The sequence below is a fragment of the Cupriavidus sp. USMAHM13 genome, assembly GCF_001854285.1.
Taxonomy (GTDB): Bacteria; Pseudomonadota; Gammaproteobacteria; order Burkholderiales; family Burkholderiaceae; genus Cupriavidus; species Cupriavidus malaysiensis.
In genome coordinates, this window is record NZ_CP017752.1 from 2,574,423 (window position 1) to 2,599,683 (window position 25,261).

23 protein-coding genes and 1 riboswitch are annotated in these 25,261 nt (G+C 70.4%); of the genes, 11 read left to right on the top strand and 12 right to left on the bottom strand.

All coding sequences use genetic code 11. From position 1 onward, the window contains the following. Positions 1-20 precede the first annotated feature (20 nt). Both BKK81_RS29565 and BKK81_RS29570 read left to right on the top strand, forming a co-directional pair. Positions 21-599 carry a DUF2975 domain-containing protein gene (locus BKK81_RS29565; RefSeq protein WP_071020354.1) on the top strand — a complete coding sequence of 193 codons (579 nt, stop codon included), beginning with the start codon at positions 21-23 and terminating at the stop codon, positions 597-599. A gap of 6 nt (positions 600-605) precedes the next feature. Beyond that, a complete protein-coding gene (locus BKK81_RS29570; protein WP_071020357.1) occupies positions 606-866 on the top strand; it encodes a helix-turn-helix domain-containing protein in 261 nt (86 codons plus the stop codon). A gap of 51 nt (positions 867-917) precedes the next feature. Here BKK81_RS29570 and BKK81_RS29575 read toward each other — a convergent pair whose 3' ends face one another. Further along, a complete protein-coding gene (locus BKK81_RS29575) occupies positions 918-1,784 on the bottom strand; it encodes a DUF1653 domain-containing protein (protein WP_231908133.1) in 867 nt (288 codons plus the stop codon). A gap of 324 nt (positions 1,785-2,108) precedes the next feature. Here BKK81_RS29575 and BKK81_RS29580 point away from each other — a divergent pair, with 324 nt between their 5' ends. Then, positions 2,109-2,336 carry a hypothetical protein gene (locus BKK81_RS29580; RefSeq protein ID WP_071020359.1) on the top strand — a complete coding sequence of 76 codons (228 nt, stop codon included), beginning with the start codon at positions 2,109-2,111 and terminating at the stop codon, positions 2,334-2,336. 17 nt (positions 2,337-2,353) lie between these two features. Here BKK81_RS29580 and BKK81_RS29585 read toward each other — a convergent pair whose 3' ends face one another. Next, positions 2,354-2,824 carry a GNAT family N-acetyltransferase gene (locus BKK81_RS29585; RefSeq protein ID WP_071020362.1) on the bottom strand — a complete coding sequence of 157 codons (471 nt, stop codon included), beginning with the start codon at positions 2,822-2,824 and terminating at the stop codon, positions 2,354-2,356. Positions 2,825-3,039: 215 nt separating this feature from the next. On the opposite strand from BKK81_RS29585, the gene BKK81_RS29590 reads away from it, so the two are divergent. Continuing rightward, the gene (locus BKK81_RS29590) at positions 3,040-4,686 is read left to right on the top strand and encodes a Na+/H+ antiporter (RefSeq protein ID WP_071020365.1); all 1,647 of its coding nucleotides are present in this window, start codon (positions 3,040-3,042) and stop codon (positions 4,684-4,686) included. A 38-nt stretch (positions 4,687-4,724) separates the two neighbouring features. Here BKK81_RS29590 and BKK81_RS29595 read toward each other — a convergent pair whose 3' ends face one another. Next, entirely contained in the window at positions 4,725-5,969 is a 1,245-nt protein-coding gene (locus tag BKK81_RS29595) for an MFS transporter (RefSeq protein ID WP_071020366.1), read from the bottom strand. A 127-nt stretch (positions 5,970-6,096) separates the two neighbouring features. Between BKK81_RS29595 and BKK81_RS29600 the strand changes: the two genes are divergently transcribed. The 4 genes from BKK81_RS29600 to BKK81_RS29615 all read left to right on the top strand — a co-directional run bounded on the left by BKK81_RS29600 (position 6,097) and on the right by BKK81_RS29615 (position 9,765). Beyond that, on the top strand, positions 6,097-7,059 hold the full coding sequence (locus tag BKK81_RS29600; RefSeq protein ID WP_071020369.1) for a LysR family transcriptional regulator: 963 nt from the start codon (positions 6,097-6,099) through the stop codon (positions 7,057-7,059). Between the two features lie 5 nt (positions 7,060-7,064). After that, the gene (locus tag BKK81_RS29605; protein ID WP_071020371.1) at positions 7,065-7,931 is read left to right on the top strand and encodes an AraC family transcriptional regulator; all 867 of its coding nucleotides are present in this window, start codon (positions 7,065-7,067) and stop codon (positions 7,929-7,931) included. 313 nt (positions 7,932-8,244) lie between these two features. Further along, positions 8,245-8,739, top strand: a complete 495-nt coding sequence (locus BKK81_RS29610; protein ID WP_156811490.1) for a GNAT family N-acetyltransferase — start codon at positions 8,245-8,247, stop codon at positions 8,737-8,739. Between the two features lie 123 nt (positions 8,740-8,862). After that, complete coding sequence (locus tag BKK81_RS29615) at positions 8,863-9,765, top strand: DMT family transporter (RefSeq protein WP_071020376.1); 903 nt, start codon at positions 8,863-8,865, stop codon at positions 9,763-9,765. A 9-nt stretch (positions 9,766-9,774) separates the two neighbouring features. Here the strand turns inward: BKK81_RS29615 and BKK81_RS29620 are convergent, their stop codons facing one another. From BKK81_RS29620 to BKK81_RS29645, 6 genes are all read right to left on the bottom strand, one after another. Next, entirely contained in the window at positions 9,775-10,785 is a 1,011-nt protein-coding gene (locus BKK81_RS29620; RefSeq protein WP_071020379.1) for a branched-chain amino acid ABC transporter permease, read from the bottom strand. Positions 10,786-10,787: 2 nt separating this feature from the next. Then, positions 10,788-11,660 (bottom strand): branched-chain amino acid ABC transporter permease, encoded by an 873-nt coding sequence (locus BKK81_RS29625; RefSeq protein WP_071020380.1) that lies wholly within the window; start codon positions 11,658-11,660, stop codon positions 10,788-10,790. 98 nt (positions 11,661-11,758) lie between these two features. Continuing rightward, positions 11,759-12,475 (bottom strand): ABC transporter ATP-binding protein, encoded by a 717-nt coding sequence (locus BKK81_RS29630; RefSeq protein WP_071020383.1) that lies wholly within the window; start codon positions 12,473-12,475, stop codon positions 11,759-11,761. Next, on the bottom strand, positions 12,459-13,283 hold the full coding sequence (locus BKK81_RS29635) for an ABC transporter ATP-binding protein (RefSeq protein ID WP_071020386.1): 825 nt from the start codon (positions 13,281-13,283) through the stop codon (positions 12,459-12,461). Before BKK81_RS29635 ends, BKK81_RS29630 begins: the two co-directional genes overlap by 17 nt. Positions 13,284-13,511: 228 nt before the next feature. Next, the gene (locus BKK81_RS29640) at positions 13,512-14,654 is read right to left on the bottom strand and encodes a CaiB/BaiF CoA transferase family protein (protein WP_071020388.1); all 1,143 of its coding nucleotides are present in this window, start codon (positions 14,652-14,654) and stop codon (positions 13,512-13,514) included. Positions 14,655-14,716: 62 nt separating this feature from the next. After that, entirely contained in the window at positions 14,717-15,652 is a 936-nt protein-coding gene (locus BKK81_RS29645) for a thioesterase family protein (RefSeq protein ID WP_071020390.1), read from the bottom strand. A gap of 227 nt (positions 15,653-15,879) precedes the next feature. On the opposite strand from BKK81_RS29645, the gene BKK81_RS29650 reads away from it, so the two are divergent. Further along, a complete protein-coding gene (locus tag BKK81_RS29650) occupies positions 15,880-18,612 on the top strand; it encodes a LuxR C-terminal-related transcriptional regulator (RefSeq protein ID WP_071020393.1) in 2,733 nt (910 codons plus the stop codon). A 79-nt stretch (positions 18,613-18,691) separates the two neighbouring features. On the opposite strand, the gene BKK81_RS29655 is transcribed toward BKK81_RS29650, so the two are convergent. From BKK81_RS29655 to BKK81_RS29665, 3 genes are all read right to left on the bottom strand, one after another. Next, positions 18,692-19,840 carry an acyl-CoA dehydrogenase family protein gene (locus tag BKK81_RS29655; RefSeq protein ID WP_071020395.1) on the bottom strand — a complete coding sequence of 383 codons (1,149 nt, stop codon included), beginning with the start codon at positions 19,838-19,840 and terminating at the stop codon, positions 18,692-18,694. A gap of 62 nt (positions 19,841-19,902) precedes the next feature. Continuing rightward, complete coding sequence (locus BKK81_RS29660; RefSeq protein WP_071022610.1) at positions 19,903-21,102, bottom strand: ABC transporter substrate-binding protein; 1,200 nt, start codon at positions 21,100-21,102, stop codon at positions 19,903-19,905. A gap of 136 nt (positions 21,103-21,238) precedes the next feature. Then, on the bottom strand, positions 21,239-22,090 hold the full coding sequence (locus BKK81_RS29665; RefSeq protein ID WP_156811491.1) for an enoyl-CoA hydratase: 852 nt from the start codon (positions 22,088-22,090) through the stop codon (positions 21,239-21,241). A gap of 334 nt (positions 22,091-22,424) precedes the next feature. Then, a riboswitch (cobalamin riboswitch) is annotated at positions 22,425-22,713 on the top strand. A gap of 303 nt (positions 22,714-23,016) precedes the next feature. Here BKK81_RS29665 and BKK81_RS29670 point away from each other — a divergent pair. Next, entirely contained in the window at positions 23,017-24,087 is a 1,071-nt protein-coding gene (locus BKK81_RS29670) for a HoxN/HupN/NixA family nickel/cobalt transporter (RefSeq protein ID WP_071020398.1), read from the top strand. 199 nt (positions 24,088-24,286) lie between these two features. Beyond that, positions 24,287-25,249 (top strand): serine aminopeptidase domain-containing protein, encoded by a 963-nt coding sequence (locus tag BKK81_RS29675; RefSeq protein ID WP_231908134.1) that lies wholly within the window; start codon positions 24,287-24,289, stop codon positions 25,247-25,249. The last annotated feature ends 12 nt before the right edge of the window (positions 25,250-25,261 follow it).

Genomic DNA, 25,261 nt, shown 5'->3' on the forward strand with positions numbered 1-25,261 from the left:
ACCCCTCCGAAGAGGCCCGCATGAACCGCTTCCCCCTCCTCACCGCATCCACCGATGGCGCGGCCCTGTCGCGCGTGCAGGCCATCAGCCGCTGGCTGCGCTGGCTCGCACCGGCAGCCTCCGCGTTGACGCTCGCATTCCTGCCGGCTTTCTGGCTCGGCCTGTCCGCCGCCGCGCTCAGTCCCGCCGTGCGCGGTTTCCTCGGGGATCTCGGCCCGCAGTACGCCCTGCGGCTCGACCTGCCGTTCCGCCTGGCCGGCCTGGCCGTGTCGGCACTGGCCGCCACCGCGCTGCTGACGGCGCTGTGGCAGGCCGGCCGCTTGTCCACCGCTTTCGCGCGCGGCGAGATCTTCACGCTGGCCGGCGCCATGCGCCTGCGCCGTATCGCGCTGGCGGTCGCCGCCTTCGGCGCCGCGCTGCCGCTGACGCGCACCCTGCTCGCCCTGCTGCTGGTCGACAACGGGCAACAACCCTTCTGGCTCGTCCTGGTCTACCTGGGAGACGGCCTGCTCTGGCTGTTGAGCGGCCTGCTGCTGGCCATCGCCTGGGCGCAGGTCGAGGCCACGCGCATCGCGCGCGAGAACGCGGCCTTTATCTGAATCGACATGGCCATTCTTGTCACACTGGATGTGCTGCTCGCGCAGCGGAAGATGAAGTCGCGTGAACTCGCGCAACGCATCGGCATCACCGAGCCGAACCTGTCCCTGCTCAAGTCGGGCAAGGTCAAGGGCGTGCGCTTCGACACGCTGGAAAAGATCTGCGAGGTCCTGGACTGCCAGCCTGGCGACCTGCTCGCCTACACACCCGACCCGCCCGCCGGCGACGCACAGGACGCACAGGGCGCGCAGGGCGCACAGGACGAGTAGCTGCCCCTTGTGCCTAAGCAGCGCCGGCGACGCCGGCGACGCCGGCGACGCTCAAGCGCGCCGCGCGGCCGCCGCCATGGCGGCGATGTTCGCGCGCGCCGCCGCCTCGCAGTCAGCGAAGGCCGGAGTCAGGAACAAGCGTTCGCGCTGCGCCAGCGCCTGCAGGAAGGCAATGCGCCGGCGCAGGAAGTCCTGGTACAGCGCCTCGTCCCGCAGCCCGGTCTGCGCCGCCAGCAAGGCCCGGTTCTCGGCAAAGACGGCCTCGGTATGGGCGGCAAAGGCATCCGCCGGCGCGGCCAGCCGCAGCAGGTCGAGGTCCAGCGCCGTTTCCGCCTCGTCCACCGACGGCACATGGGCACGGGTATCCAGCACGATGCGCGCGGCCAGCGCCAGCGTGTCCGCGGCCACGCCCGTGGCCACGCTCGGCAGCAGCGCGGCCGATGCCGCCTCGTTGTGCTCGCAGCCCGGCACGTAGACCGCGTCGTGGAACAGGACCGCCAGCGCCTGGGCGGGCGTGAGCCGGATACCGCGCGCCCGGGCCGCCTCGAACATCTCCAGCACATGGCGGCGGTCATGGTAGTGACGGTAAGGCGCGTCATAGCAGGCCAGCGCCTGCAGCACGGTCGCGCGCGGCAGGAAGTCGAGGCAGTCCAGCGCGGGCGGCCAATCCGGGGCGAAACGCGGCGCGCCCCCGCCCGCGGTTTCCACGGCCTCGCAGAACACATCGAGCGGACGGACCCACAGTTGCGAGCGGTCGCGCATCGCCTCGTAGACGACCACCTGCGACAGGTCGGCCTCGATGCGCCCGAGACCGACGATGCGGTAGGCCCCGCCCTTGTAGTGGCGATAGGGCATGCCGGGCTGCAGGTCGGGCGGGACGGTGCCCGCGGTGGCGGCATCGAGAGGATCTGGCGTCATGTCAGGAAGCAGGCGGTGGCCGTCGATTGCCGCACTTGGCACGGGATGTGGATGGCGGCGGGCGGCGGAGCAGGAGGTGGCGATTTTCTCACAACGCCCGCCCCGGCCGGCACTTGCACGCGCCTTCTGCCTTCCGGCCCTGCGCGCTTTATGCGAAAAGCAAATAAGCATCGTCGAACTTATTCGTTCGAACTGTCTCCGGCCGCCCGTACAGTGCGAGTCTAGGTTCCGCCGCGCCAGCCGGCCGGCGACCCGGCGCAGGGATGCCAGCCGCTTCCCCCGCCGCCCGTCCCGGCGCCCCGCTCCGGGACAGCAAGGAATCCCATGCCGAACCGCCTCGCCTCCAAACCCCTCGCTCCGCCCCAGTCCGTTGCCCGCGCGCCGGATTGCCGAGGCCGTCCGGCGACGTGGCGTGCCGGCGCCGGTGCGGCTGCCGGACTCGCCGGCGTGGCCCTTTGCCTGGGCGGCGACCCCCACTGGATGGACCTCGCCGGCCTGTTCCTCGCCAGCCTCGGCCTCCACCTCTGGGTCATTTCGCGCCAGCGGCTCTGAGCCGCGCCGCCGCCATGCTAGCCGGCGGCCTTGCGCATGAACACACTCAGCGGATCCGGCAGGTAGTCGCCGAACGGTCCGCATTCCCGATAGCCCAGGCGCGCATACAGCGCGATCGCCTCCGGCTGGCGCACGCCGGTCTCCAGTACGAACTCGCCGCAGCCGCGCGCCAGCGCCTGCGCCTCGAGGAAGGCGAGCAGGCGCGCCGCGATCCCCTGCCCGCGCCAGCCCGGCCGCACATACATGCGCTTGAGCTCGCCGGCACCGCCGCACAGCACGATCGCGCCGCAACCGACCGCCTCCCCCTGCGCGCCGCGCGCCACTGCGAACAGCACCTCGGGCCGGCACAGCGACTCGATATCGATGCCGTGGTGGCTCTCGGGCGGATAGAGCGGCTTCTGGTAAGCATCCAGTTCATCGATCAGGCCGGCAACGCAGGGCTGCGCGGCCGTCTCCAGGGCGATCGTGACATTCGGTAGGCAGGTCATGGCGAGTGGCTGGCGCGGCTTGCGCCGAGGCTGGAAATTGTGACGGCATCCTATCATCCGCTCCGGCGCCACTTACATACACTCTTGAATGTATATATAATCCGCAACCTGCCGGAAGCGTCGGGCCCACCGCCCTGTCTCCGCTTCCTTCCGCCGTACCGCGGCGCCCGCCGCGCAGCGTCCCCCTTGTGGACGAGCCTAGACAAGGACCCGCATTGAACGCCATCGAAGTCATCCTGGCCATGCTGGCGGCCGTCGTCGCCAGCGGCTACCTGGCACGCCTGTCGCCCCTTTCCCTGCCCCTGCCCCTGCCGCTGGTCCAGATCGCACTCGGCGCGCTGATCTCCGGGGTCTTCCATGCCGGCGTCACGCTGGATCCCGCCACCTTCTTCCTGCTGTTCCTGCCGCCGCTGCTGTTCCTCGACGGCTGGCGCATCCCCAAGAGCGGACTGGCCCGGGACCGTGCCGTGGTGCTGGAACTGGCGCTCGGGCTGGTGCTGTTCACGGTGCTCGGCGCCGGCTTCCTGATCCACTGGATGATCCCGGCCATGCCGCTGGCGGTCGCCTTCGCGCTGGCGGCGATCGTCTCGCCGACCGATCCCGTGGCCGTTTCGGCCATCGCCGCGCGCACACGCATGCCCAAGCGCCTGATGCACATCCTGGAGGGCGAATCCCTGCTCAACGATGCCTCGGGCCTGGTCTGCTTCCGCTTCGCGGTGGCGGCCGCCCTGACCGGCACCTTCTCGCTCGCCGGCGCCGCGCTGACCTTCCTCTGGCTGGCCCTGGCCGGCGTGGCCGTCGGTGCCGGCACCACGCTGGCGATCAGCCTCGGCCAGCGCTGGCTGGCGCCGCGTGTGGGCGAGGAAAGCGGCTCCTCCATCCTGCTCAGCCTGCTCACCCCCTTCGCCGCCTACCTGCTCGCCGAAGCCGCCCACGCCTCGGGCATCCTGGCCGCGGTGGCGGCCGGCATCACCACCAGCTACGTCGAGCTGCGCGGGCGCACCACGGCCGCCACGCGCGTGCAGCGCGCCGCCGTGTGGGATACGGTGCAGTTCACCTTGAACGGCATGATGTTCGTGCTGCTGGGCGAGCAGTTGCCGCGCATCCTCCAGGGCGCGATGGCCTCGGTCGAGCAGAGCGGGCATCTCAGTCCCTGGTGGCTGGCCGTGTACGCGCTGGCGATCAACGCGGGGCTGGCGCTGCTGCGCCTGGCCTGGGTCTGGGTCTCGCTGCGGCTCACGATGTACGCGGCACGGCGGCGCGGCGAGGCCGTGCGCAAGCCGCACTGGCGCCTGGTGGTGGCCACCGCGCTGGCCGGCGTGCGCGGCGCCATCACCCTGGCCGGCGTGCTGACCCTGCCGCTGCTGACGCCGGCCGGCGAGCCGTTCCCGGCGCGCGACCTGGCGGTGTTCCTGGCCACCGCGGTGATCCTGATCTCCCTGCTGACCGCCAGCATCGGCCTGCCGCGCCTGCTCGACGGGCTGGAGCTTCCCGAGGAGCCGGCCGAACGCCAGGAGGAAGACCTGGGCCGGCGCCAGGCCGCGCAGGCGGCCATCGCCGCCATCGAGCAGGCCCAGTTCCACGCCTTGCGCGAAGCCGCCGACGCGGACGTCTACGCCAATGCCGCCGCCCACGTCATCTCGCTCTACCAGCACCGGCTGGCGCTCGACGGCAGCGTGCCGGGCGACACCGATCCGGAGCAGTTGCGCAAGGCCGACCGCGCCGAGCGCGAGATGCGGCTGGCGGGGCTGCGGGCGGAACGCGAGACTCTCTTCGCGCTGGCCCGCCAGGACCGCATCTCCGACCATACCGCGCGCCGGCTGGTACGGGAGCTGGACCTGATGGAGTCACGCGCGCGCTAGTTTGCCGAGTCTGGACTCATTGAAATGAAGCGCTTGCGCTATGGCCGGGCACCGGCTGCCGAATCCAGCGCGTATCGACGCCGGCCGGCCGTGAATCCATGGGAACTGGCGCGCCAGGCCGCAAGCAGGCCGATGCTCACGAGCAACAGCACCACCCAGGGAAAGGACGCGACACCCGTGGTCTCGAGCAGTACACCGCCGATCATCCCGCTGCCGGCGAACGAGAGATTGAACACCGTCACCAGCATCGACTGGGCAACGTCCGCCCGACTGCCGGCCGCGTCGGCCAATGCGGTCTGCAACAAGGTCGGCGCGCCGCCAAAGCTCAGCCCCCATACCGCCACCCCCAGGCAAAGCACCGCAGGTGCAGTGCCCCCCAGGCCGAACAGCAGCGAGACCGAGGCAAAAGCGCCCAGCCCGGCCAGCACCAGAAGGCGCAGCCAGCGGTCAACCAATGAGCCGACCAGCCAGATGCCCAACATGGCCGAGACGCCGAAGATCAGCAGAACGGCATCGACATGGCGGGCCAGTCCAACCGAGGCCAGGAAGGGGGCGATATAGGTGTAGAGAATGTAGTGCGGAAGAATCCAGGCCATCACCACCAACAGCACCGGCCGTACCCCCGGGATGGCCAGCACTTGCCGCACGGGCAGACGGCTGTCGGCCGCCTGGCCGGGATAATCGGGAACCGTCCAGCGCGCCCAGGCCATCAGTATCAGCGCCATGCCCGACAGGATGCCGAACACGCTGCGCCAGCCGATCATGACGCCGAGCCGGGCACTCAACGGCACGCCGACCGATAAGGCCAGGGGAATGCCGACCATGGCCACCGCAAGCGCGCGACCTTGCATCGCGGCAGGGACCATGGCGCGCGCATAGGTTGCCAGGAGACTCCACGCCAGCCCGGTGGCAAGTCCCACGGCAAAACGCGCGGCCAATGTCACCACGTAATGCGAGGACAGCGCGGTGACGGCATTGCAGAGGCAAAATGCCGCCAGCACCAGCAACAGGACCTGCCGGCGTCGCCATCTACGCGTGGCGGCCGTCAGCGGGATGGCCGCCACGCCTGCCCCCAGCGCGCAAAGGGTCACGAGTTGTCCGGCCCAGGCTTCGGTGACATGGAATCCTTGCGCAATCTGTGGGAGCAAGCCGGCCGGCACGGCCTCGTTCGCCGTGGCAATGAAACTGGTCATCGTCAATGCCAGCAAGCCTGCCAGCGGCAGCCTGCCCGCCACCTCCTGGCGCCCGCTATCCGCTGCTGCTGTTCTGCTGATTTCGTCCATAGAGTTGCCCCTCCTCTGGCTGTCGGCTGTCGCCCCTCGTCCGGGCTTGCAAGGCAGCAGTCTGGCGGGTGGACTTAGATTTGATAATTGGCTACATTTTTGAATCCAATTCAAATCCAAATGAAAGATGGCGACGGATCGGCTAGGCGATATGCGCCTGTTCGTGGAAGCGGCGGCACTCGGCAGCCTGTCCGCTGCCGGCCGCAAGCTGGGCTTTTCGCCTGCTGCCGCCAGTGCCCGGCTGGCCAAGCTGGAAGCCACGCTTCACACCAGGCTGATCGACCGCAGCACCAGGCAACTGCGCCTGACCGAAGAGGGCCGGCTGTACCACCGGCACTGCTGCATCGCCCTGAGAGCCATCGAGGATGGCGAGGCCGCGCTCCAGGCGAGCCAGGGCGCGGTGCGCGGAAAGGTCCGGATTTCAGCATCGGCCGATTTCGGCCGCCATCTGCTCAACCAGTGGCTGGACGACTTCATCCGTGCGCAGCCGGAACTGAAAATCGCCCTGACTCTGACCGACTCGCTGTCTGAGCTGCTGCACGATGACGTGGACTTTGCCATCCGCTTTGGCAAGCCGGAGAACGATTCGCTGATTGCACGCCGGCTCGCGCCGAACTGGCGGATCTTATGCGCGGCTCCCGAGTACCTGGCCAGGCACGGTACGCCGCGCACCCCGGCAGACCTGGCCGGGCATCGCTTCATCGTCCTGGTCACCGCCGCTGGCCCGCTGAACGAATTTCATTTCGTGTCGGGAGGAAAGCGCTCGACCCACACCGTCGCCATGGACAATGCGTGGGAAACCAATGATGGCGCGCTGGCACGCACCTGGGCACTCGCCGGAGTCGGCATTGCCCGCAAGACGATCTGGGACGCTGCGGCGGATATCCGTGCCGGCGCGCTCGAGGTCCTGTTACCGGACCTGGTCGAAAGCGAGCCGGGCATCTATGCCGTCTTCCACCGGAATCGGTATATGACGCCCCGCGTGAGGGTGCTGCTGGATTTCCTGGTAGACCGCTTCCAGCGCAGCACCGCGGAGATCCTGGCCGGGCTACCCGCACCATTGGCATCGGCATCGTCGAAGTTGGGCTGACGAGCATGACGACCCGCCCGTTCCTGCTCCTTCCCTGCGGCGCGCCCGGCGTGCTGGCGATCGCGGCCGACACGCGCCTGGCCTTCGCGCGGCACACCCACGAGCAATTCGGCTTCGGCGTGATCGAACGCGGCGCCCAGCGCTCGCGCAGCGGCCGCGGCATGGTGGAGGCACAGGCAGGACAGCTCATCACGGTCAATCCGGGCGAAGTCCACGACGGCGCGCCGCTGGGCGACGGCGGACGTGCCTGGCGCATGCTCTACCTCGATCCGCCACTGGTCGCCCAGGCGCGCGAGGAAGTGCTCGCCGCGGGCGATGACGGCGCGCAGGAGTTCGAGCGGCCCGTGCTGGCGGACCCCGCCGCCACCGCCGATTTCCGCCGGCTGTTCGCCTGGATGACGGCCGCCGACGCGGACCGTCTCGGCGGCGCCGGCACCGCCGCGCTGGCGCGCGACAGCCTGCTGCTCGCCCTGCTGGCCCGCCTCACCCGCTCCAGCGCCGCCGCGCCCCCTTCCATGGCGTCCGCCCTCGCCGCCATCCTGCGCGCCAAGGCCTTGCTCGACGACGACCCGGCCACGGCCCACACGCTGGCCGACCTGGCACACGCCAGCGGCCTGAGCCGCTTCCAGGTGGTACGCGGCTTCACCCGCGCCACCGGGCTCACGCCGCACGCCTACCTGATGCAGCGCCGCCTGCACCGCGCGCGCAGCCTGATCGCACGGGGCACGCCGCTGGCCGCCGCCGCGGCCGCCGCCGGCTTCGCCGACCAGAGCCATATGTCACGCCTGTTCACGCGCTGCTTCGGCATCGCGCCTGGTGCCTTTGCCCGCGCGGCCGGGGCGGCTCCGGATGTCAGGAGGTGGAAGCCGTAAGGCAGGGATTCCCAAAGTCATCCGTGGCTTGACAGCCAATTCCATCGCCGCCTGCCACGTCGTGGATACGGAATCATTGATGGCCACACGAGGGGCGATAACAGAAATTCGCCCAACTCCGGCCAAGTCATCCTCTTGCCAACCCTATTTCCAGCAATCTTGCGCCAACATTGACCAACTGCCCGCACGTGGTTCGAAAGCAGGAACGCGTGTAGAGTCCGCTCCCAACGGTAGGGCCATGAGCGAGCGAATCACGACAGCACGGATTGCCGCCAGGGATTCACCTGACTGATGACATCGGGAGACGCAAGAATTGCTGACGCATATTGATTATCTGGAGAATCATCACGGACTGATTCCGCTTGTAGCTGAGTGGCAGCATCAATTGTTTGGCTATCTCAGCCCGCAGCTAACCATGGAAGAACGCCTGCTGCGCGTCCAGCGGACCGCCATCCGGCACGCGCTGCCGTTGACCCTGGTCGCCTTGACAGCAGAGGGCAGCTTGCAAGGCGCAGCCAGTCTGGTCCCTGGCACGATCACGCACCAGCACCTTACGCCTTGGGTCTCTTCCGTCTTTGTCGTGCCAGCCTTTCGCAGCCAGGGAATTGCCTCCGCGCTGACTCAGCGCCTTGCAAGCGAGGCCAGCCGCTTCGGCTTTTCCCGCATGTACCTCTTTACGCCTCGCAATGAAAGCTTGTATGCGAGATTGGGCTGGCAAACCATCGATTCGCTGCAACTCGAACAGGTGCACGCCAAGGTCATGGCGTTGACGATCGATCGGACTCCGGGTTCGCTTGAGCACAACTAGTCCATTGCGAAAAGCGGTGCTGTACCGTCCGATTTCCTGCAGCGGACCTGCAATTCCGTTCAAGACGCGATGCCGGCACGGACCTAGGCTGGTGCCTTGTCCCACTCCTTCCGCGCCAACCCGATGCCACAACGATCCCTCGGCCATGCCTGCCTCGCCCTTGCCATGGTCATGGTCGGCAGCACCGTCGCCGGCAGCAAGATCATCGCCGCCGGACTGCCGCCCTTCACCGCCACCGCGCTGCGCTTCGCCATGGCCCTGCCCTGCTTCCTGCTGCTGATGCGGCTCACCCGCAGCCCGTGGCCGCGTCCGGACCGCCACGACCTGGCCCTGCTGTGGCTGCAGGCAGCGGCCGGCAGCGTCGGCTACACCACCTTGCTGATCGCGGGCCTGCGGCTGACCCCGGCCGCCGATGCCGGCGTCATCATCGGTACCTTGCCGGTGGTCTCGGCCGCCATCGCCATGCTGCTGCTGCGCGAGCGGCCCGGCCCCAGGCTGCTGCTGGCCATCGCGCTGGCGAGCGCCGGCGTCGGCGCCATCACCTTCGCCCCCGGCACCGGCGGCTCGCTGGCGGGCCGGCTGCTGGTGCTGGCGGCGGTGGTCTGCGAAGGGCTGTTCATTTTGCTCAACCGGCGCCTGCGCCAGCCGGTCGCGCCGCTGGCGCTGTCGACGCTGATGAGCGCGCAGGGACTGGCGGTCTGCCTGCTGCCGGCCGGCCTGGAAACCTGGCCGGCCAGCTGGCCGGCACCGGCCCTGGCGGCGGTCGCCTGGTATGCGCTCGGGCCCACCGTCTGCGGCTTCCTGCTCTGGTATGCGGGCTCGGCCCGCACCAGCGCCTCGGAAGCCGCCTTGTTCACGGCGCTGGCACCGGTCTCGGCGGTGCTGCTGGCCTTCGCCTGGCTGGGCGAGCCGCTGCGCTGGATCCAGCTGGCGGGGGTGGGCTGCGTGCTGCTGGCCGTGCTCAGCCTGGTGCTGGCGCCCCGTGTGGCGTCCGGCCGTCCGCGCCCTGAGTCTTCGATTCGTTGACTCAGGGCCTCAGCGCGCGCCGAAGCGCGCCCGCGCCTGGCGCACCAGTCCCGCCACGCCGCCCGGCAGCACGAACACGAACAGGATCAGCACCGCCCCGTAGATCGCCCACGGCGCGGCCTTCGACACCTTTTCCGCGGCACTCGGCACGAACATGATGAAGAGCGCGCCGTACCAGGCGCCCGACAGCGTGCCGACCCCGCCCACCACCACGCCCACCAGCAGCGAGATCGACAGGAACATGGGGAAGGAATCGGGCGCCACGAACTGCACCGCGATGGCGGACAAGGCGCCGCCGACCCCGGTGAACATGGCCGACAGCGCGAAGGCGCTGGCCTTGTAGTGGCGGTTGTCGATGCCCATGCCCTCGGCCGCGAGCGGATGCTCGCGGATGGCGACGATGGCGCGCCCGGCACCGCTGTCGAGCAGGTTGCGCGCCAGCACGAACATCAGCAGCACCACCGCCAGCGCGAACAGGTAGAGCCACTGGTCCTGCGTCAGCGGCAGCCCGAACGGCGCATCCGGCTTGTTCAACACGATGCCCTGCACGCCACCGGTCCAGGGCTCCAGGTACTTGTACTTGAGCAGCTGCGGCATCGCCACGCTGAGCGCGAAGGTGGCCAGCGCCAGGTAGAGCCCCTCCAGCTTCAGCGCCGGCAGCCCGAACAGGTAGCCTGCCACCAGGCAGGCCAGCGCCGCCGCCGGCAAGGTGGCCCAGTAGGGCACACCGAAGCGGTCCATCAGGATCGCGCAGGTATAGGCGCCGATGGCATAGAAAGCACCGTGACCGAGCGAGATCTGCCCGTTGTACCCGGTCAGGATGTTGAGGCCGAGCAGGGCCACGGCATAGGACAGCACCATGGTCGCCTGGAACACCACGTAGCCCTGCGCGACGAAGGGCACGGCCAGGGCGGCGGCGAGCAGCGCCAGCCACCAGGGCAAGACGCGCGCCCCGGCGCCGGCAGCGGAGGGAGCAGCGGGAGCAGCGGGAGCGGCAGTGGCGGGATCGAAGGACGTCATGGTCACACCTTCAGTACGATGGTCTTGCCCAGCAGCCCGGACGGCCGCACGATCAGCACCGCGACGATCAGCACCAGCGCCACCGTCAGCTTCAGCTCGGTCCCTACCACATAGGTGCCGATCAGGTTCTCCAGCACGCCGACGATGAAGCCGCCCAGCACCGCGCCGGCGGGGTTGTCGATGCCGCCGATCAGGGCCCCGGCGAAGGCGTAGATCAGGACGCCGCTCATCATGCCGGGATCGAGGAACACCACCGGCGCCACCAGCATGCCGCCGATGGCGCCGACCGCGCCGGCCAGCCCCCAGCCCAGCATCAGCATGCGCCCCACATTGACGCCGACCAGGCGCGACGACAGCGGATTCTGCGCCGCCGCGCGCATGGCGAGGCCGAGCGGCGTGAAGCGGAAGAACAGGAACAACAGCGCCATCACCGCCAGCGTCACCACGATGGCGCCCACCTCGTGCGGCGACAGGTAGCTGGACCCGTACCAGGCGCTCTCGGGAAAGGGGCTGGGGAAGGGCTGGATGGTGAAGCCGAACAGCCAGCCGGCCAGGCTGTGGAAAATCATCAGCAGCCCGACGAAGACCACCACCACCGACAGCACCGGCGCCGAGCGCATCGGCCGGATCACCGCCAGCTCCACCAGCGCGCCCAGCGCGAAGGACAGCACCACCGTCAAGGCGAATGCCGCCCAGTAAGGCAGGCCGGCCTGGATCATGGCCCAGGCCAGGTAGGTGGAGAACATCGCCATTTCACCCTGGGCGAAGTTCACGTGGTGGGTGGACTGGTAGATCATCACCAGCGCCAGCGCGACGCTGGCGTAGATGCTGCCGGTGGCGAGTCCGGACAGCAGTTGATGCAGGAAGGCATCCATCGTGTCTCCTCCGTTCACGGACGGGTCTTGGCGGCCCGCCGATGCATGCCGGCGGGTTCCGCGGGTTCGAACCTGGCGCCCTCCGGGGGCGCGGGCGCTCAGTTGCCCAGGTAGACGCGGCGCACCGCGTCGTTGGCACGGATCTCCTGCGGCGTTCCCTGCAGCACGATGCGGCCGGTCTCCAGCAGGTAGACCGAATCGGCGACGTCCAGCGCCAGCGCCGCGTCCTGTTCGACCAGCAGGATCGACACGCCCTGCTCGCGGTTGATGCGGCGCATGATGTCGAAGATGTCGCGCACGATCAGCGGCGCCAGGCCGAAGGACGGCTCGTCGAGCAGCAGCAGCCGCGGCCGCGACATCAGCGCGCGGCCGATCGCCAGCATCTGCTGCTCGCCGCCCGACAGCGTGCCGGCCTGCTGGGCGCGCCGCTCCTTCAGGCGCGGGAAATAGGCATAGATGCGCTCGAAGTCTTCGGCCACGCCGGCCTTGTCGCGGCGCAGGTAGGCGCCCAGGCGCAGGTTCTCCTCCGTGCTCAGGCCGAGGAAGGTGCCGCGCCCGTCCGGCACGTGGGCCACGCCCAGGCGCACGATGTCCTCGGTGGCGCGGCCGTCGGCGCGCGCGCCGCCGATGCGGATCGAGCCCGAGGTGCGCACCATCATCTGGCACAGCGCGCGCAGCGTGGTGGTCTTGCCGGCACCGTTGGCGCCCAGCAGCGCCGTCACCGAGCCCGGCCGCATGGCGAGGTCGATGCCGTGCAGCACGCGGGTGCCGCCGTAGGCGGCATGCAGGTCCTCGACTTCAAGCAGCGGCGGCATGCTGGCCTCCCAGGTAGGCGCGGATGACTTCCGGATGCTGGCGCACCTGCGCTGGCGTGCCCTCGGCGATCTTGCGCCCGAAGTTCAGCACCACCACCTTGTCGGACACCGCCATCACCAGGCTCATGTGATGCTCGACCAGCAGCACCGTGATGCCGAGGCGGTCGCGGATATCGCGGATCAGCCCACCCAGGCTTTCCAGTTCCTCATGATTGAGCCCGCAGGCCGGCTCGTCGAGCAGCAGCAGGCGCGGCCCGCCGGCCAGCGCGCGGCCCAGCTCGACGCGCTTCTGCGTGCCGAACGGCAGGTCCGCCACGACCCGCCCGGCCACCTCCTGCAGGCCGAGGTAGTGCAGGATCTCGTCCGCCCGCCGGGCCGCCGCGCGCTCCACGCCGCGCTCGCCCGGCAGGCGCAGCAGCGCGCGCAGGAAGCCCGCGTGGTGCCGGCTGTGGCAACCGACCAGCACGTTCTCGCGCACCGTCATGGAGCGGAACAGCGCCAGGTTCTGGAAGGTGCGGCCGATGCCGATGCCCGCCATGCGGTGGCGGCGCAGGCCGGACACGCGCCGGCCCTCGAAGGCGATGGCACCGCCGCCGCACTCGTAGATGCGCGACAGGCAGTTGAACAAGGTGCTCTTGCCGGCCCCGTTCGGGCCGATCAGGCCGCAGATCTGCCCGGCCTCGACGCGGAACGAGACCGCATCGAGCGCCTGGATGCCGCCGAAGCGTACCGAGACCGCGTCGACTTCCAGCAGGGGGACGGCCCCCTGCGGCGGCGAGGACTGCGGCGATTGTGGCAGGGGTGGCATGGCGCGCGCTCCGGGAGGGATGGGAAGGAATGGCCGCGTCGACCCGCGACCTGCGACCGCTGACGGTTGGCTGCCGGACGCTGGCCGGCAACCGGCGCGGTGCCGGCCGGCCAGCGGCCACGCATGCCTGCCATTCTTGGCGCGGCCCGCCCCCGCAGGCTCGTCGGAAACGACGATTCGGGCGTCGCACGGCAAGCGGCGCCGGCACCATGCCGGCACGCCGTGGGCTCAGATCACGCCGCGCTGCTTGAGGTCCGCCACCGCGGCCACCGTGAAGCCCCAGTCGCGCAGCACCGCCTCGCTGTCGCCGCCGCGCGCGGCCGGGCCGCGCGGTGTCGGTGGCGGCGTGCGTGAGAAGCGCGGCGCCGGCGCCGGCTGGGTCACGCCATCGATCTCGACGAAGGTGCCGCGCGCCAGGTTGTGCGCATGCGCGGGCGCCTCGTCCCAGTCCAGCACGGGCGCGAAGCAGACATCGGAGCCTTCCATCAGCTCGCACCATTCGGCGCGGGTGCGGGTCTTGAACACGTCGGCGAGGCGCAGCTTGAGCACCGGCCAGCCGTTCACGTCGCGCTGCGCGGCGAAGGCGGCATCGTCGATGCCGCTGAGACGGATCAGCTCGGCATAGAACTGCGGCTCGATGGCGCCGATGGCGACGTACTTGCCGTCAGCGCAGGCATAGGTACCGTAGAAGTGCGCGCCGCCATCCAGCAGGTTCTCGCCGCGCTGGTTGCTCCAGCTGCCGGCTGCCTTGAAGCCGTACATCATCGCCGACAGCAGCGCCGCACCGTCGGTCATGGCGGCGTCGACCACCTGGCCCTTGCCGCTGCGCAGCGCTTCCAGGCGCGCGCACAGCACGCCGAAGGCCAGCATCATGGCGCCGCCGCCGAAGTCGCCCACGTAGTTGAGCGGCACCACCGGCGGCTCGTCGGCGTGGCCGATCGCATGCAGGGCGCCGCTCAGCGCGATGTAGTTGATGTCGTGCCCGGCCGCCTGGGCCAGCGGCCCGTGCTGGCCCCAGCCCGTCATGCGGCCGTAGACCAGGCGCGGATTGCGCGCCAGGCAGGCGTCCGGCCCCAGCCCCAGGCGCTCCATCACGCCCGGGCGGAAGCCCTCCAGCAGGATGTCGGCCTGGGCCACCAGCTGCAGCACGGCCTCGGCGCCGCCCGGGCGCTTGAGGTCTAGCGCGAGCGAGCGGCGCCCGCGCGCCAGCACATCGAAGCGCGCGGTCTTGGGCATCACCTCGCCCGCCGGCCCGGGCCGGTCGATGCGGATCACCTCCGCGCCCATGTCGGCCAGCATCATGGCGCAGAACGGCGCCGGCCCGATGCCGACCATCTCCACGACCTTCAAGCCTTGCAAGGGACCCGTCATTGGTCAGCTCCTGGCAGCGCCGCTGCGCTTTGGTTTGGGGGGAAATGCCGTGGCCGGCCGGTTCAGCGCGGCAGTCCGGCGCAGGCGAGGCCTTCCAGCCGCCGCGCCAGCGCGGCGGGCACCGGCGTGGGCCGGCCATCGGCGCGCGCGATGAAGACCATCACGTTGTCGGCGATGCCGACGCAGGCCTCGCCCTGGAACACCGCCGTACGCAGCACGACCGAGGTGCGGCCGATGCGCACCACGCCCGATGCCAGCGTCATCTCGGCGCCCGGCCGCACCTGGCGCAGCACACGCGCGCCGGTGCTGGCGATCAGCATGCCGACCGGCCCGTGGCGCAGGTCCGCGCCGCAGTCCTGCCCGAGCGCCAGCAGCAGGTGCGAGCGCCCCTGCTCGAAGTAGCGCGCCAGCGCGAGCTCGCTCAGCATGCCATCGGCGTCGAGGTCGCCGAAGCGGGTGGTCAGCCGGTCCGCGCAGGGATAGCCGCCGGCCTCGGCACCGCCACCATCGGCATCGTCCCCTGCGCCGGGGCCCGGCGCGCCGCCCGGCAGGCCGGCCGCCATCACCGCATCGGGGCCGAAGTCCAGCATCGCTTCGCGCACCGCCGCCGGCAGTGGCCGCCATTCGCCGTCGCGCCAGGCGCCGATGCGGCACGACTGCACGCCGACGCAGCGCCCCTGCTGGAACAGCCCCAGTGCCAGCGTGTAGCCGGATGCATCCACCTCCACCAGGGCGGCGCCACAGGTCACCGGCGCCGGATAGTAGGTCACCTGCAGGAAATCGGTGCGCACCGCGCGCGTGCGCACGGTTGCCGTCAGCGGCTGCCACGCCTCCCAGCCGAATACCGACAGGTGCAGCCGCGAGCGGGCCTCGGCGTGCAGGGTCTGCACCGCCACATTGTTGACGTGCCGCTCGGCGTCGACATCCGCGTAGCGGGTGGGCAGCTCGAAGCGGAGCCGGTAGGAGGCCAGGTCCTGGCGCCAGGAATCGTTCTTCATGCTCGCAGGCAGTAGGGGCGGAGGCGGGGCGGCATACGCCGCGCAGGATGCCTGCCATGTTAGGCAGCGCCGCGTGCCGCCACATCGTCGCTTAAGACGATTGGCCGCGAGCGCCGGCCACGCCATGCTGCTGTGCGACGTGGCCGAACGCCGCGCTCGTTGTATGCTCGGGCACGCCGGGCCGCCGCCGCGTGCTTCCCGATGGCCCGGAACCCCTCACCCTGCCCATGCCCAGCCCGGTCGACCCGTCCCGTACCCCGCTCACCAGCAAGCTCAGCCCGCCCACCACCAGTGTCGCCCAGGTGGCGCGCGGCGAGATCCGGGAACGCGTGCGCGCCGCCGGCGCCGCCAGGGTGGTGCTGGTGCGGGCGCCGGCCGGCTTCGGCAAGACCACCGCCATGGTGCAGTGCCGCTCGCTGCTGGAAGCCAGCGGCGTCGACACGGCATGGCTGACCCTGGATGGCGCCGACAACGACCCGTCCCGTTTCCTCGCCTGCCTCGCCGCCGCGGTCGGCGGCATGGCGGCGGACGCACCCGCCGCGGCCCCCGCGATGGCGGACGCGGGCCTGCGCTCGCCGGCCGACATGGCGCTCGCCATCATGGCGGGCCTGGCCGCGCGCACCGCGCCCTTCGCTGTGTTCCTCGACGATTTCGAGGCCCTGCAGGAGCCCGCCGTGCTGCGCCTGGTGCGCGAGATCCTCGACGGCCTGCCGCGCGGCGGACGCCTGGTGATCGGCTCGCGCGGCCTGCCCGACCTCGGCCTGGGCCGGCTGCGGGCGCGCGGCCAGTTGCTCGAGATCGACGCCGCCCTGCTGCGCTTCTCGCTGCCGGAAACGGCCGAACTGCTGAACCGCCGCCGCGACAGCGCGCTGCCCGACGACGAGGTGGCGCGCCTGCACGGCAAGGCCGAGGGCTGGCCGGCCGCGCTGTGGCTGGCTTCCCTGGCTCTGGAACGGCGCGACGACCACCGCGACCGGGACCGCTTCATCGCCCGCTTCTCGGGCTCGAACCAGGCCCTGGCCGACTACCTCGCCGAAGACGTGCTGGAACGCCAGCCGGCGCCGCTGCGGGATTTCCTGCTGCGCACCGCCATCCTGCGGCACCTCGACGCCGGCCTGTGCGACCACCTGCTGCCCGGTGTCGACAGCGCCGCCATGCTGGCACGGCTGGAGGCGGACAACCTCTTCCTGACGCCGATGGAAGGCGACGCGCCGAGCTACCGCTACCACAGCCTCTTCGCCGACTTCCTGCGCGCCCAGCTCCAGCGCGAACTGCCCGACGAGGGCCGGCGCCTGCACCGCGCCGCCGCACACTGGTACGAGGCGCACGGCCGGCCGGTGCCGGCCATCGACCACGCGCTCGAAGGCGGCAGCTTCGACCACGCGGTGCGCTTGCTGGCCCGGCACGCCATTGCCCTGCTCGAGGGCGGCCGCATGCGCCTGCTGACGCGCTGGTTCGGCGCCATCCCGCCCGCCTGCATCGCCGCCTCCCCGCTGCTGCAGGTGGTCCATGTCTGGGCCCTGTGCCTGACGCACGGCCCGCACCAGGCCCAGGCCAGGCTCGACGGCTACGGCTGCGCCGCCGACCCGGACCCGGAGGTGCGGCCCCACGTGCTGGCGCTGCAGCCCTTCCTGCTGGCGGTGATGGACCAGGCCGAGGAGGCCTTCGCGCTCGGCCGCGAGGCGCTGCGCCACATGCCGGCGCGCCAGGGCTTCGCCGAGGGCGTGCTGTCCAACTGCATGGCCTACCTGTCGGCGGTGATGGGCGAGTACCAGGAATCGCACCGCCTGCTCGATGCCGCGCGCAGCAGCCCGGGCGCGGCGGCCAGCCACTTCATCAAGATGTACTCGGAGTCGGTCGGCGGGTTGACCGATCTCGAGGAGGGCAGGCTGCGCCAGGCCACCGCGCGCTTCCGCATCGCCGTCGGCGCGACCCATGCGGCGTCGCAGGGCCATACCGGCGGCAATGCCTGGGCCGGCGTGCTGTACGCCGCCAGCCTCTACGAGGCCGACGAGCTCGACCAGGCCCGGCACCTGCTCCAGGTCTACCTGCCGCTGGCCAGGGATGCCGGCCTCGCCGACCACATGATCCAGGGCTATATGCTGCTGTCGCGCATCGCCTTCCACCACGGCGACGTCGACCAGGCCTTCCATTGCCTGACCGAGCTGGAGTACCTGGGCCACCAGCGCCAGTTGCCGCGCGTGGTCAGCAGCGCCAAGCTGGAACGCGCCCACCTGCTGACCATGCAAGGCCACCTGCAAGGCGCCCGCGAGGAACTGGAGCGTGCCAACGATGCCGCGCTGTGGGCGCGCGTGGCGCGCCTGCGCCTGCCCGCGCACGATCTCCAGACCCATGAGATGGCCGAACTGCGCTGGCTGGTCGCCGCCGGGCGCGCCGCGTCGGCGCTGCCGCGCCTGGCCGACGGCATCGACGCCGCCGTGCGCAGCCGGCGCTTCCGCCGCGCCCTCAAGCTGCGCGTCCTGCAAGCCATGGCGCTGGCCCGTGCCGGCGACGCCCCGGCCGCGCTGGCGGCCATGACCGGCGCGCTGCGCAACGGCTGCGCGGAAGGCTTCGTGCGCCTGTTCGCCGACGAAGGGGGCGACGCCGCCCTGCTGGTGCGGCAGGTGGAAGCGATGACGCAGGAAGAAGGGGCCGGCGCCGGCGCCGACCCGATCTTCCGGGCCTACCTGCAGCGGCTGGCGCAGGCATGCGGCGGCGCCGGGCCCGGCGAGGCGGCCTTGCCGCCGGACTGCCCTGCCCTGGTCGAGCCGCTCACCGCCAAGGAGATCCGCCTGCTGGCCCTGGTCGCCGAGGGCTACTCGAACAGCGCCCTGGCCGAGAAACTGTTCGTCTCCGACAGCACGGTGCGCACGCACCTGCGCAATATCAACGGCAAGCTGAACGCGCAGAACCGCACCCAGGCAGTGGCCATCGCGCGCCGCCTGGAATTGATCCGCTGATCCGCTGATCCGCTGATCCGCTGCTCCGCAGCCGCGCCGACCCTGTGCCGCGGCGCCGGCGCGCCGGCGCCTGCCCGGCCTACAGCGCGCGCGAGATCACCTCCTTCATGATCTCGCTGGTGCCGCCGTAGATGCGCTGGATACGCGCGTCGACATACATGCGGCCGATCAGGTACTCGTTCATGTAGCCATAGCCGCCGAACAGCTGCAGGCATTCGTCGATCACGCGGTTCTGCAGCTCGCTGGCCCACATCTTGGCCATCGAGGCGCCCACCGTGTCGAGCCGGCCGGCGACGATGTCCTCGACGCAGCGGTCGATGTAGGCCCGCGCCACCTTAACGTGGGTGGCGATCTCGGCCAGCTTGAAACGCGTGTTCTGGAACTGGCCGATGGGCTGGCCGAAGGCCTCGCGCTCGCGCGTGTACTGCAGCGTGGCCTCGTAGGCCCCCTCCATCGCCGCCGCCGCGGTGACGCCGATGATCAGGCGCTCGTACGGCAGGTCGCTCATCAACTGGTAGAAGCCCTTGCCCTCTTCGCCGCCCAGCAGGCAGTCGGCGCCGACGCGCACATTGTCGAAGAACAGTTCCGAGGTGTCCTGCGCCTTCAGGCCGATCTTGTCGAGCACCTTGCCCACCTGGTAGCCGGGACGGTCCTCGGTCTCGACGATCAGGATGGACATGCCCTTGGCCTTCTGCGCCGGATCGGTCTTGGCCACCACCAGCACCAGGCCGGCCAGGTAGCCGTTGGTGATGAAGGTCTTGGCGCCGTTGATCACATAGCCGTCGCCCTGCCGCTCGGCACGCGTGCGCACGCCCTGCAGGTCGGAGCCGGCCCCCGGCTCGGTCATGGCGATGGCGCCGACCAGCTCGCCGCGCGCCATGCGCGGCAGGTAGCGCTGCTTCTGCGCCTCGGTGCCGTGGTTGAGCAGGTAGTGCGCGACGATGCTGTGCACCGAGGCGGCCATGCCGGTCAGGCTGCGCCGCGCCATCTCCTCGTAGAACACCGCTTCGTGGCGGAAGTCGCCGCCGCCGCCACCATAGGCCTCGGGAATGTCCGCGCACAGCAGGCCCAGTTCGCCGGCCCGGCGCCAGATCTCGCGGCCGACGTGGCCGCGCTGGCGCGCCGCCTCGTCGCCGGGCACCATCTCGTTCTCGACGAAACGCACCACGGTGTCGCGGTACATCGTCAGTTCTTCTTTCATCCACGAGCGTGGAAACTCGATTGCCATGACTGTCTGGTCTCCTTGAATGGCTGCTGGCGGCGCGGCGGCGTGAGGCGTGATAGGGGGCGCTACTGCCCGATCACGCCGCCGACCGGGTCGTAGCCGCTGCCGTTGAAACGCACCATCTGCATGCCGGCGAGCGGGTGGAAATTGGTCGGGCTGGTCTTGAGCTTGATGCCCGGGTAGAGCATCGGCAGGGTCATGTCCAGGCTGGCGGCCTGCTTCATGATGTTGGCGCGCGTCAGGTTGTCACCGGCCTGCCTGAGCACCTGCACCATGGTCTGCGCCATCGAATAGCCGGTGACGTTCAAGGCGTCGCTGGCGTCGCCCTCCGGGTAGTACTGCTTCATGAAGGCGGCGAAGTCGGCCTGCTCGCGGGTGCCCTGCCAGCGCGGATCGGAGGGGTCGCGCACGAAGGCGGCCGAGAGGATGTCCTTGGCATTGTCCAGCCCGGCCGGCTTGAGCACCGCGGTCACGGAGCTCGACACATTGGCCAGGTAGTGCACCGGCTTCCAGCCGATCGCGGCCGCCTTGCGAATCGCCTGCGCGGCGAACTTCGGCGTCGACAGGTCGACCAGCGTGTCGGCGCCCGAGCTCTTCAGGCTGATCATCTGGCTGTCCACCGTGGGATCGCTCAGCTCGTAGCTGGCCTGCGCCACCACCAGCGCCTTGCTCTTGTCGCCGAGGCCGTCGAGGAAGCCGCGCAGCATGTCCTTGCCGAACTCGTCGTTCTGGTACAGGATCGCGATCTTCGCCTGCGGCCGGTTGGCGAGGATGTGCCTGGCGTAGATATGGCCTTCGGTCAGGTAGCTGACGTTCCAGCCCATGGTCCACGGGAAATGCTCCGGATCGCCCCAGCGGTGGGCGCCCGAGCTGACGAAGAGCTGGGGCACCTTCTTCATGTTCAGGTATTTCTGCGTGGCGGCATTGCTGGCCGTGCCCAGCGGCGCGAAGATCAGCAGCACCTGCTCCTGCTCGACCAGCTTGCGGGTCTGCTCCACGGTCATCGGCGGGCTGTAGGCGTCATCGACCGAGATGAAGCGGATCTTGCGCCCGTTGATGCCGCCCTCGGCATTGACCTTGCGGAAGTAGGCCGCGGCCGCCTTGCCCACCGTGCCGTAGGCCGATGCCGGCCCCGAGTACGGCACCGTGTTGCCGATCTTGATCTCGCTGTCGCTCGCGCCCGTATCGTAGGCCTTCTGCGCCTGCGCCAGGCAAGCCAGGCCGGCCAGTCCCGCCGCCGCCAGCCACCTGCCCACTGCCGCCATCTTCCGCTTCGCCATGCCTTCCTCCTCGTGGTTGTTGCGTTGCCCGCTGCATTGGTTGCGGCGCCTGTTGCCGGCGCCTGCCATCGCCTGCCGTCCCGTCCCTGCGCGCTGCCGGCCCCACCGCCAGGGCCTCCGCTCAGCCGCCCGCCGCCTGCGCGCGGCCGCGCTGCTGCACGGCCTCGCGCCGCCGCGCGATCTCCTCGCGCAGCATGGCCTGGCTCCACGCGCTGGAGCGCCGGCGCTCCAGCGCCAGCGCCTCGCCCAGCGGCAGCGCATAGCCCTCGTCGATCAGCTGCTTCATCTCCGGCAGCATCTCCGGCACCGCCGACAACAGGTCTTCGGCGAGCCGCCGGGCGGCCGGCAGCAGCGTCTCCGGCGCCACCACGCGGTTGACCAGGCCGATGCGTTCCGCCTCCTGCGCGCCGACGAAGTTGCCGGTCAGCGAGATCTCCTTGGCCCGGGCCAGGCCGACCAGCCGGCTCAGCTTCTGCGACAAACCCCAGCCCGGCACGATGCCCACGCGTGCGTGCGTGTCGGCGAAGCGTGCTTCGGTGGAGGCGATGAGCATGTCGCAGGCCAGCGCCAGCTCGAAGCCGCCGGTGATGGCCGCGCCATTGATGGCACCGATCACCGGCCCCCGGAAGGTGCCGAGCACGCGCACCGGATCGCTGGTGCTGACGAAGGCCGACAGTTCGCGCCCGGCCGCCAGTTCCTTGAGATCCAGCCCGGCGCAGAAGGCACGCCCGCTGCCGGTCAGGATCAGCACGCGCACACGCGGATCGTCGCGCAGCGCCGCCACCGCCTCGGCCAGCGCCCGGCACAGCGCCACCGACAATGCGTTCATCGCCTGCGGCCGGTTCAGGGTCAGCACCGCATAGCCGGCCGGATCGATCTCGACCAGCACGGAAGCCGCCTCGCTGTGCTGCCCGGGGTCTGTGGAATGCGTTTGCGTCACGATGCCTGCCTCGCCGAAGACGGAAGCGGGCATGCGCGACGGCGTACCGCCGTTCGCCGGCGCACGAAGTCCTGCGCCCGCGGGCGCCCGCATGCCTGTCTCCTGGTGGATCCCGCCGCCTGGCCTGGCGCCGGCGGTCTGTCTGCCGGCCCTGGCCGGTTACGACGATTCTCGGCAGCGCCCCGGCGCCGGGCGTCGTCCGAAACGACGATTTGGCGGCTCGGGGGAACACGAACCGGGCCGCGCCCGCCCCACTCTGCAAGAACACAGGCCGGCAAGGCCGGCGCCGCCCGGCCCGCCATGGCGCACCGGAGCGCGTGGCACGGCGCTGGCGGCATGCGCCACCCGCCATTACAATGCGCGTGATTTACCGATCACGATGACAGGTGCCCGCGCCACGCCAGCGGCGCGGGTTAAACGGGAAACAGGTGCGCCAACGCCAATGGCTTGAGTCTTGCATGCGCGGACTCGGGACGCTGGCGGCAATGCCTGTGCTGCCCCCGCAACGGTAAGCAGGTCAAGGGATCGCCACGCCGGCCTGGTGCCGGCAGCCACTGCGCGCCAGCGCGGGAAGGCGGCCATCCCCCACGCGCACGCGGCGCCCACCGCGCGCATCGCCTGCCAGCCCGGATACCGGCCTGACTTCGACCACCGAAGCCGCGGACGGGCGGCCGGGTGTCGTGCCGGGCCCTGCCGCGGGGCAGCCCCGCGGCATGCCCCGCGCACGGCCGCGGCTTCATCGTCCTTTCCGGCACCAGTTGCCACGCCCGGGCGGGGATGCCCGGGCACGACACGATGAAGACAGACCGCAAGCCAGCCCCTTCGGCGCGCCGCCCGCGCGCCCAGCACACCCCGCCGCCGTCGCGGCGCTTCTCATGGCCTCCCTGCCTGGGCAGGCATGCCCGCCCCGCTTCGGCACCGTCTCTTCGCTCCCTGACCCCGCATCTGCCCTGCGCCCCATGCCAGCCCACCCGTTCCGCCTGATCGCCAGCATCTTCAATGACGAAGCCACCGACGTGCGCCGCAAGACCGTGGCGCTCTACGCGATCCTGATCGCCGCCAATGCCGGGGCCTGGATCTGGGCCCTGGCCGCCTTCCGCGACCACCCGGTGCTGCTGGCATCCGCCGTGCTGGCCTATACGCTGGGGCTGCGCCACGCCGTCGACGCCGACCATATCGCGGCCATCGACAATGTCACGCGCAAACTGATGGCCGAAGGCAAGCGGCCGGTCGCGGTGGGCTTCTTCTTCTCGCTCGGCCATTCCACCGTGGTCACGCTGATGTCGATCGGCATCGCCATCGCGGCGGCCGCCCTGCAATCGCATTTCGGCGAGATGAAGGCGGTCGGCGGCCTGATCGGCACCAGCGTCTCGGCGCTGTTCCTGTTCCTGCTGGCCTTCTTCAACCTGCTGATCCTGGTCTCGGTCTGGCGTGCCTTCCGCGCCGTCAAGCGCGGCGAGACGCTGCGCGCCCAGGACCTCGACCTGCTGCTCAACGAGCGCGGCGTGCTGGCGCGCTGGTTCCGCCCGCTGTTCCGCCTGGCCAGCCGCAGCTGGCACCTGTTCCCGATGGGCCTGCTGTTCGGCCTGGGCTTCGACACCGCCACCGAGGTGGCCCTGTTCGGCCTCTCCGCCGCGGAAGCCGCCAAGGGCGTGCCGTTCTGGACCATCATGGTGTTCCCGGCGCTGTTCACCGCCGGCATGTCGCTGGTCGACACCACCGATGGCATCCTCATGCTCGGCGCCTACGGCTGGGCCTTCACCAAGCCGATCCGCAAGCTCTACTACAACATGACCATCACGCTGGTCTCGGTGATCGTCGCGGTGGTCATCGGCGGCATCGAAGCACTCGGCCTGATCGCGGACAAGCTCGGCCTGGAAGGCGGCCTGTGGGACGTGGTCGGCGCGCTCAACGCACATTTCGGCATGCTGGGCTATGTGATCATCGGCGTGTTCGTGCTGAGCTGGCTGGTCTCGATGGTGGTGTACCGCGTGCAGCGCTATGACGAGATCGAGGTGAAGCTGGGGTGAGTGCCATGACAAAGCCGGCGTGCAGGTGGAGAGGAAGCGGCCGCTCCCGGAGCCGGTGCGATGCCGCCTGCGGCATGGTGCGGAACCATCTCAAGATGACGCGGGATACCTCCCAAACCGCGGCAATGTCCGCGGCTCCCGCTCCGCGGCGGCCTATAGTCTCCCCCTTCGACGACAGTTCCATGCCCTGGGAGAACCGGTGAAATCCAAGCTGCGGATACTTGCCTGCGCGCTGGCCTGCCTGCTGCAGTCCGCATGGGCACAGGCGGAGGAAGCGGACCGGGGCCAGGACCTGGCCCGTGCGGACGGCTCGCGGATCCGCTACTACCTCGACCAGCGCGATGCCTCCGCGCAAGCGGACCAACTGCTGGTGGTGATCCAGGGCTCGGATTGCAACAGCGTGACCCGGGTCGAGGCGATCCGCGCCTACATCGCGCGGGTGATGCCGGCAGCCGACATCCTGACGGTGGAGAAGTACGGTATCGATGCCAGCCTGCCCTACAGCGACGATCCCGCACGCGCGGATTGCCCGCTTGCCTATGTTCGGCACGACAGCCTCGCACAACGCGCCGCGGACCTGGACGCCGTCATCGCCGACGTGCTGCGCCGGCACGGCTATCGCCAGGTGGTGGCCCTCGGCGGCAGCGAAGGGGCCGTGGTCGCGCACCTGCTGGCGGCGCGCTCGGATCGCATCTCGGCCACCATCGCCTTCAATGGCGGCGGCCGATGGTTCCTCGACGACGTGCTGCACAGCATCGCCAGCGCGCCCGGCACCCCGCGCGAGAAGGCCGAATCGAAGCGGGGCATGCGTGCCTTCGCCCGCCATGTCCGCACCGCCACGCCCGCGGCGCGGGCGGCAATCGCGGCCAGCGGCCACGGCTACCGCTGGTGGCGCGACGCGCTCGACACGGATCAGCTGGCCGTGTTGCAGGCGAGCCGCTCTCCGGCCTTGATCATCCAGGCCGGCGCCGACGATTCCGTGTCCCCCGAGGCCGTGCTGGCCATGGTTGCCCGGCTCCATCAGGCGGGCAAGCGCAACATCACCTACAAGACCTATGCGGCGCTGGACCACCGCTTGCGCGGGCCCGATGGACAATCTCACATGGCCGAGGTGGTGGACGACATGGCCGCGTGGCTGCAGGACGCGGGCATCGTGCCGTGATGCCGAAGGTCA

What these genes read in the sequence shown, in the direction of transcription:
- BKK81_RS29595 (WP_071020366.1), bottom strand. Translation starts at nt 5,969, where the DNA reads ATGGACGAAATCAGCAGAACAGCAGCAGCGGATAGCGGGCGCCAGGAG.
- BKK81_RS29665 (WP_156811491.1), bottom strand. Translation starts at nt 22,090, where the DNA reads ATGCCCGCTTCCGTCTTCGGCGAGGCAGGCATCGTGACGCAAACGCAT.
- BKK81_RS29640 (WP_071020388.1), bottom strand. Translation starts at nt 14,654, where the DNA reads ATGACGGGTCCCTTGCAAGGCTTGAAGGTCGTGGAGATGGTCGGCATC.
- BKK81_RS29660 (WP_071022610.1), bottom strand. Translation starts at nt 21,102, where the DNA reads ATGGCGGCAGTGGGCAGGTGGCTGGCGGCGGCGGGACTGGCCGGCCTG.
- BKK81_RS29620 (WP_071020379.1), bottom strand. Translation starts at nt 10,785, where the DNA reads ATGACGTCCTTCGATCCCGCCACTGCCGCTCCCGCTGCTCCCGCTGCT.
- BKK81_RS29600 (WP_071020369.1), top strand. Translation starts at nt 6,097, where the DNA reads ATGGCGACGGATCGGCTAGGCGATATGCGCCTGTTCGTGGAAGCGGCG.
- BKK81_RS29585 (WP_071020362.1), bottom strand. Translation starts at nt 2,824, where the DNA reads ATGACCTGCCTACCGAATGTCACGATCGCCCTGGAGACGGCCGCGCAG.
- BKK81_RS29635 (WP_071020386.1), bottom strand. Translation starts at nt 13,283, where the DNA reads ATGCCACCCCTGCCACAATCGCCGCAGTCCTCGCCGCCGCAGGGGGCC.
- BKK81_RS29575 (WP_231908133.1), bottom strand. Translation starts at nt 1,784, where the DNA reads ATGACGCCAGATCCTCTCGATGCCGCCACCGCGGGCACCGTCCCGCCC.
- BKK81_RS29655 (WP_071020395.1), bottom strand. Translation starts at nt 19,840, where the DNA reads ATGGCAATCGAGTTTCCACGCTCGTGGATGAAAGAAGAACTGACGATG.
- BKK81_RS29670 (WP_071020398.1), top strand. Translation starts at nt 23,017, where the DNA reads ATGCCAGCCCACCCGTTCCGCCTGATCGCCAGCATCTTCAATGACGAA.
- BKK81_RS29650 (WP_071020393.1), top strand. Translation starts at nt 15,880, where the DNA reads ATGCCCAGCCCGGTCGACCCGTCCCGTACCCCGCTCACCAGCAAGCTC.
- BKK81_RS29605 (WP_071020371.1), top strand. Translation starts at nt 7,065, where the DNA reads ATGACGACCCGCCCGTTCCTGCTCCTTCCCTGCGGCGCGCCCGGCGTG.
- BKK81_RS29580 (WP_071020359.1), top strand. Translation starts at nt 2,109, where the DNA reads ATGCCGAACCGCCTCGCCTCCAAACCCCTCGCTCCGCCCCAGTCCGTT.
- BKK81_RS29570 (WP_071020357.1), top strand. Translation starts at nt 606, where the DNA reads ATGGCCATTCTTGTCACACTGGATGTGCTGCTCGCGCAGCGGAAGATG.
- BKK81_RS29615 (WP_071020376.1), top strand. Translation starts at nt 8,863, where the DNA reads ATGCCACAACGATCCCTCGGCCATGCCTGCCTCGCCCTTGCCATGGTC.
- BKK81_RS29630 (WP_071020383.1), bottom strand. Translation starts at nt 12,475, where the DNA reads ATGCCGCCGCTGCTTGAAGTCGAGGACCTGCATGCCGCCTACGGCGGC.
- BKK81_RS29625 (WP_071020380.1), bottom strand. Translation starts at nt 11,660, where the DNA reads ATGGATGCCTTCCTGCATCAACTGCTGTCCGGACTCGCCACCGGCAGC.
- BKK81_RS29645 (WP_071020390.1), bottom strand. Translation starts at nt 15,652, where the DNA reads ATGAAGAACGATTCCTGGCGCCAGGACCTGGCCTCCTACCGGCTCCGC.
- BKK81_RS29565 (WP_071020354.1), top strand. Translation starts at nt 21, where the DNA reads ATGAACCGCTTCCCCCTCCTCACCGCATCCACCGATGGCGCGGCCCTG.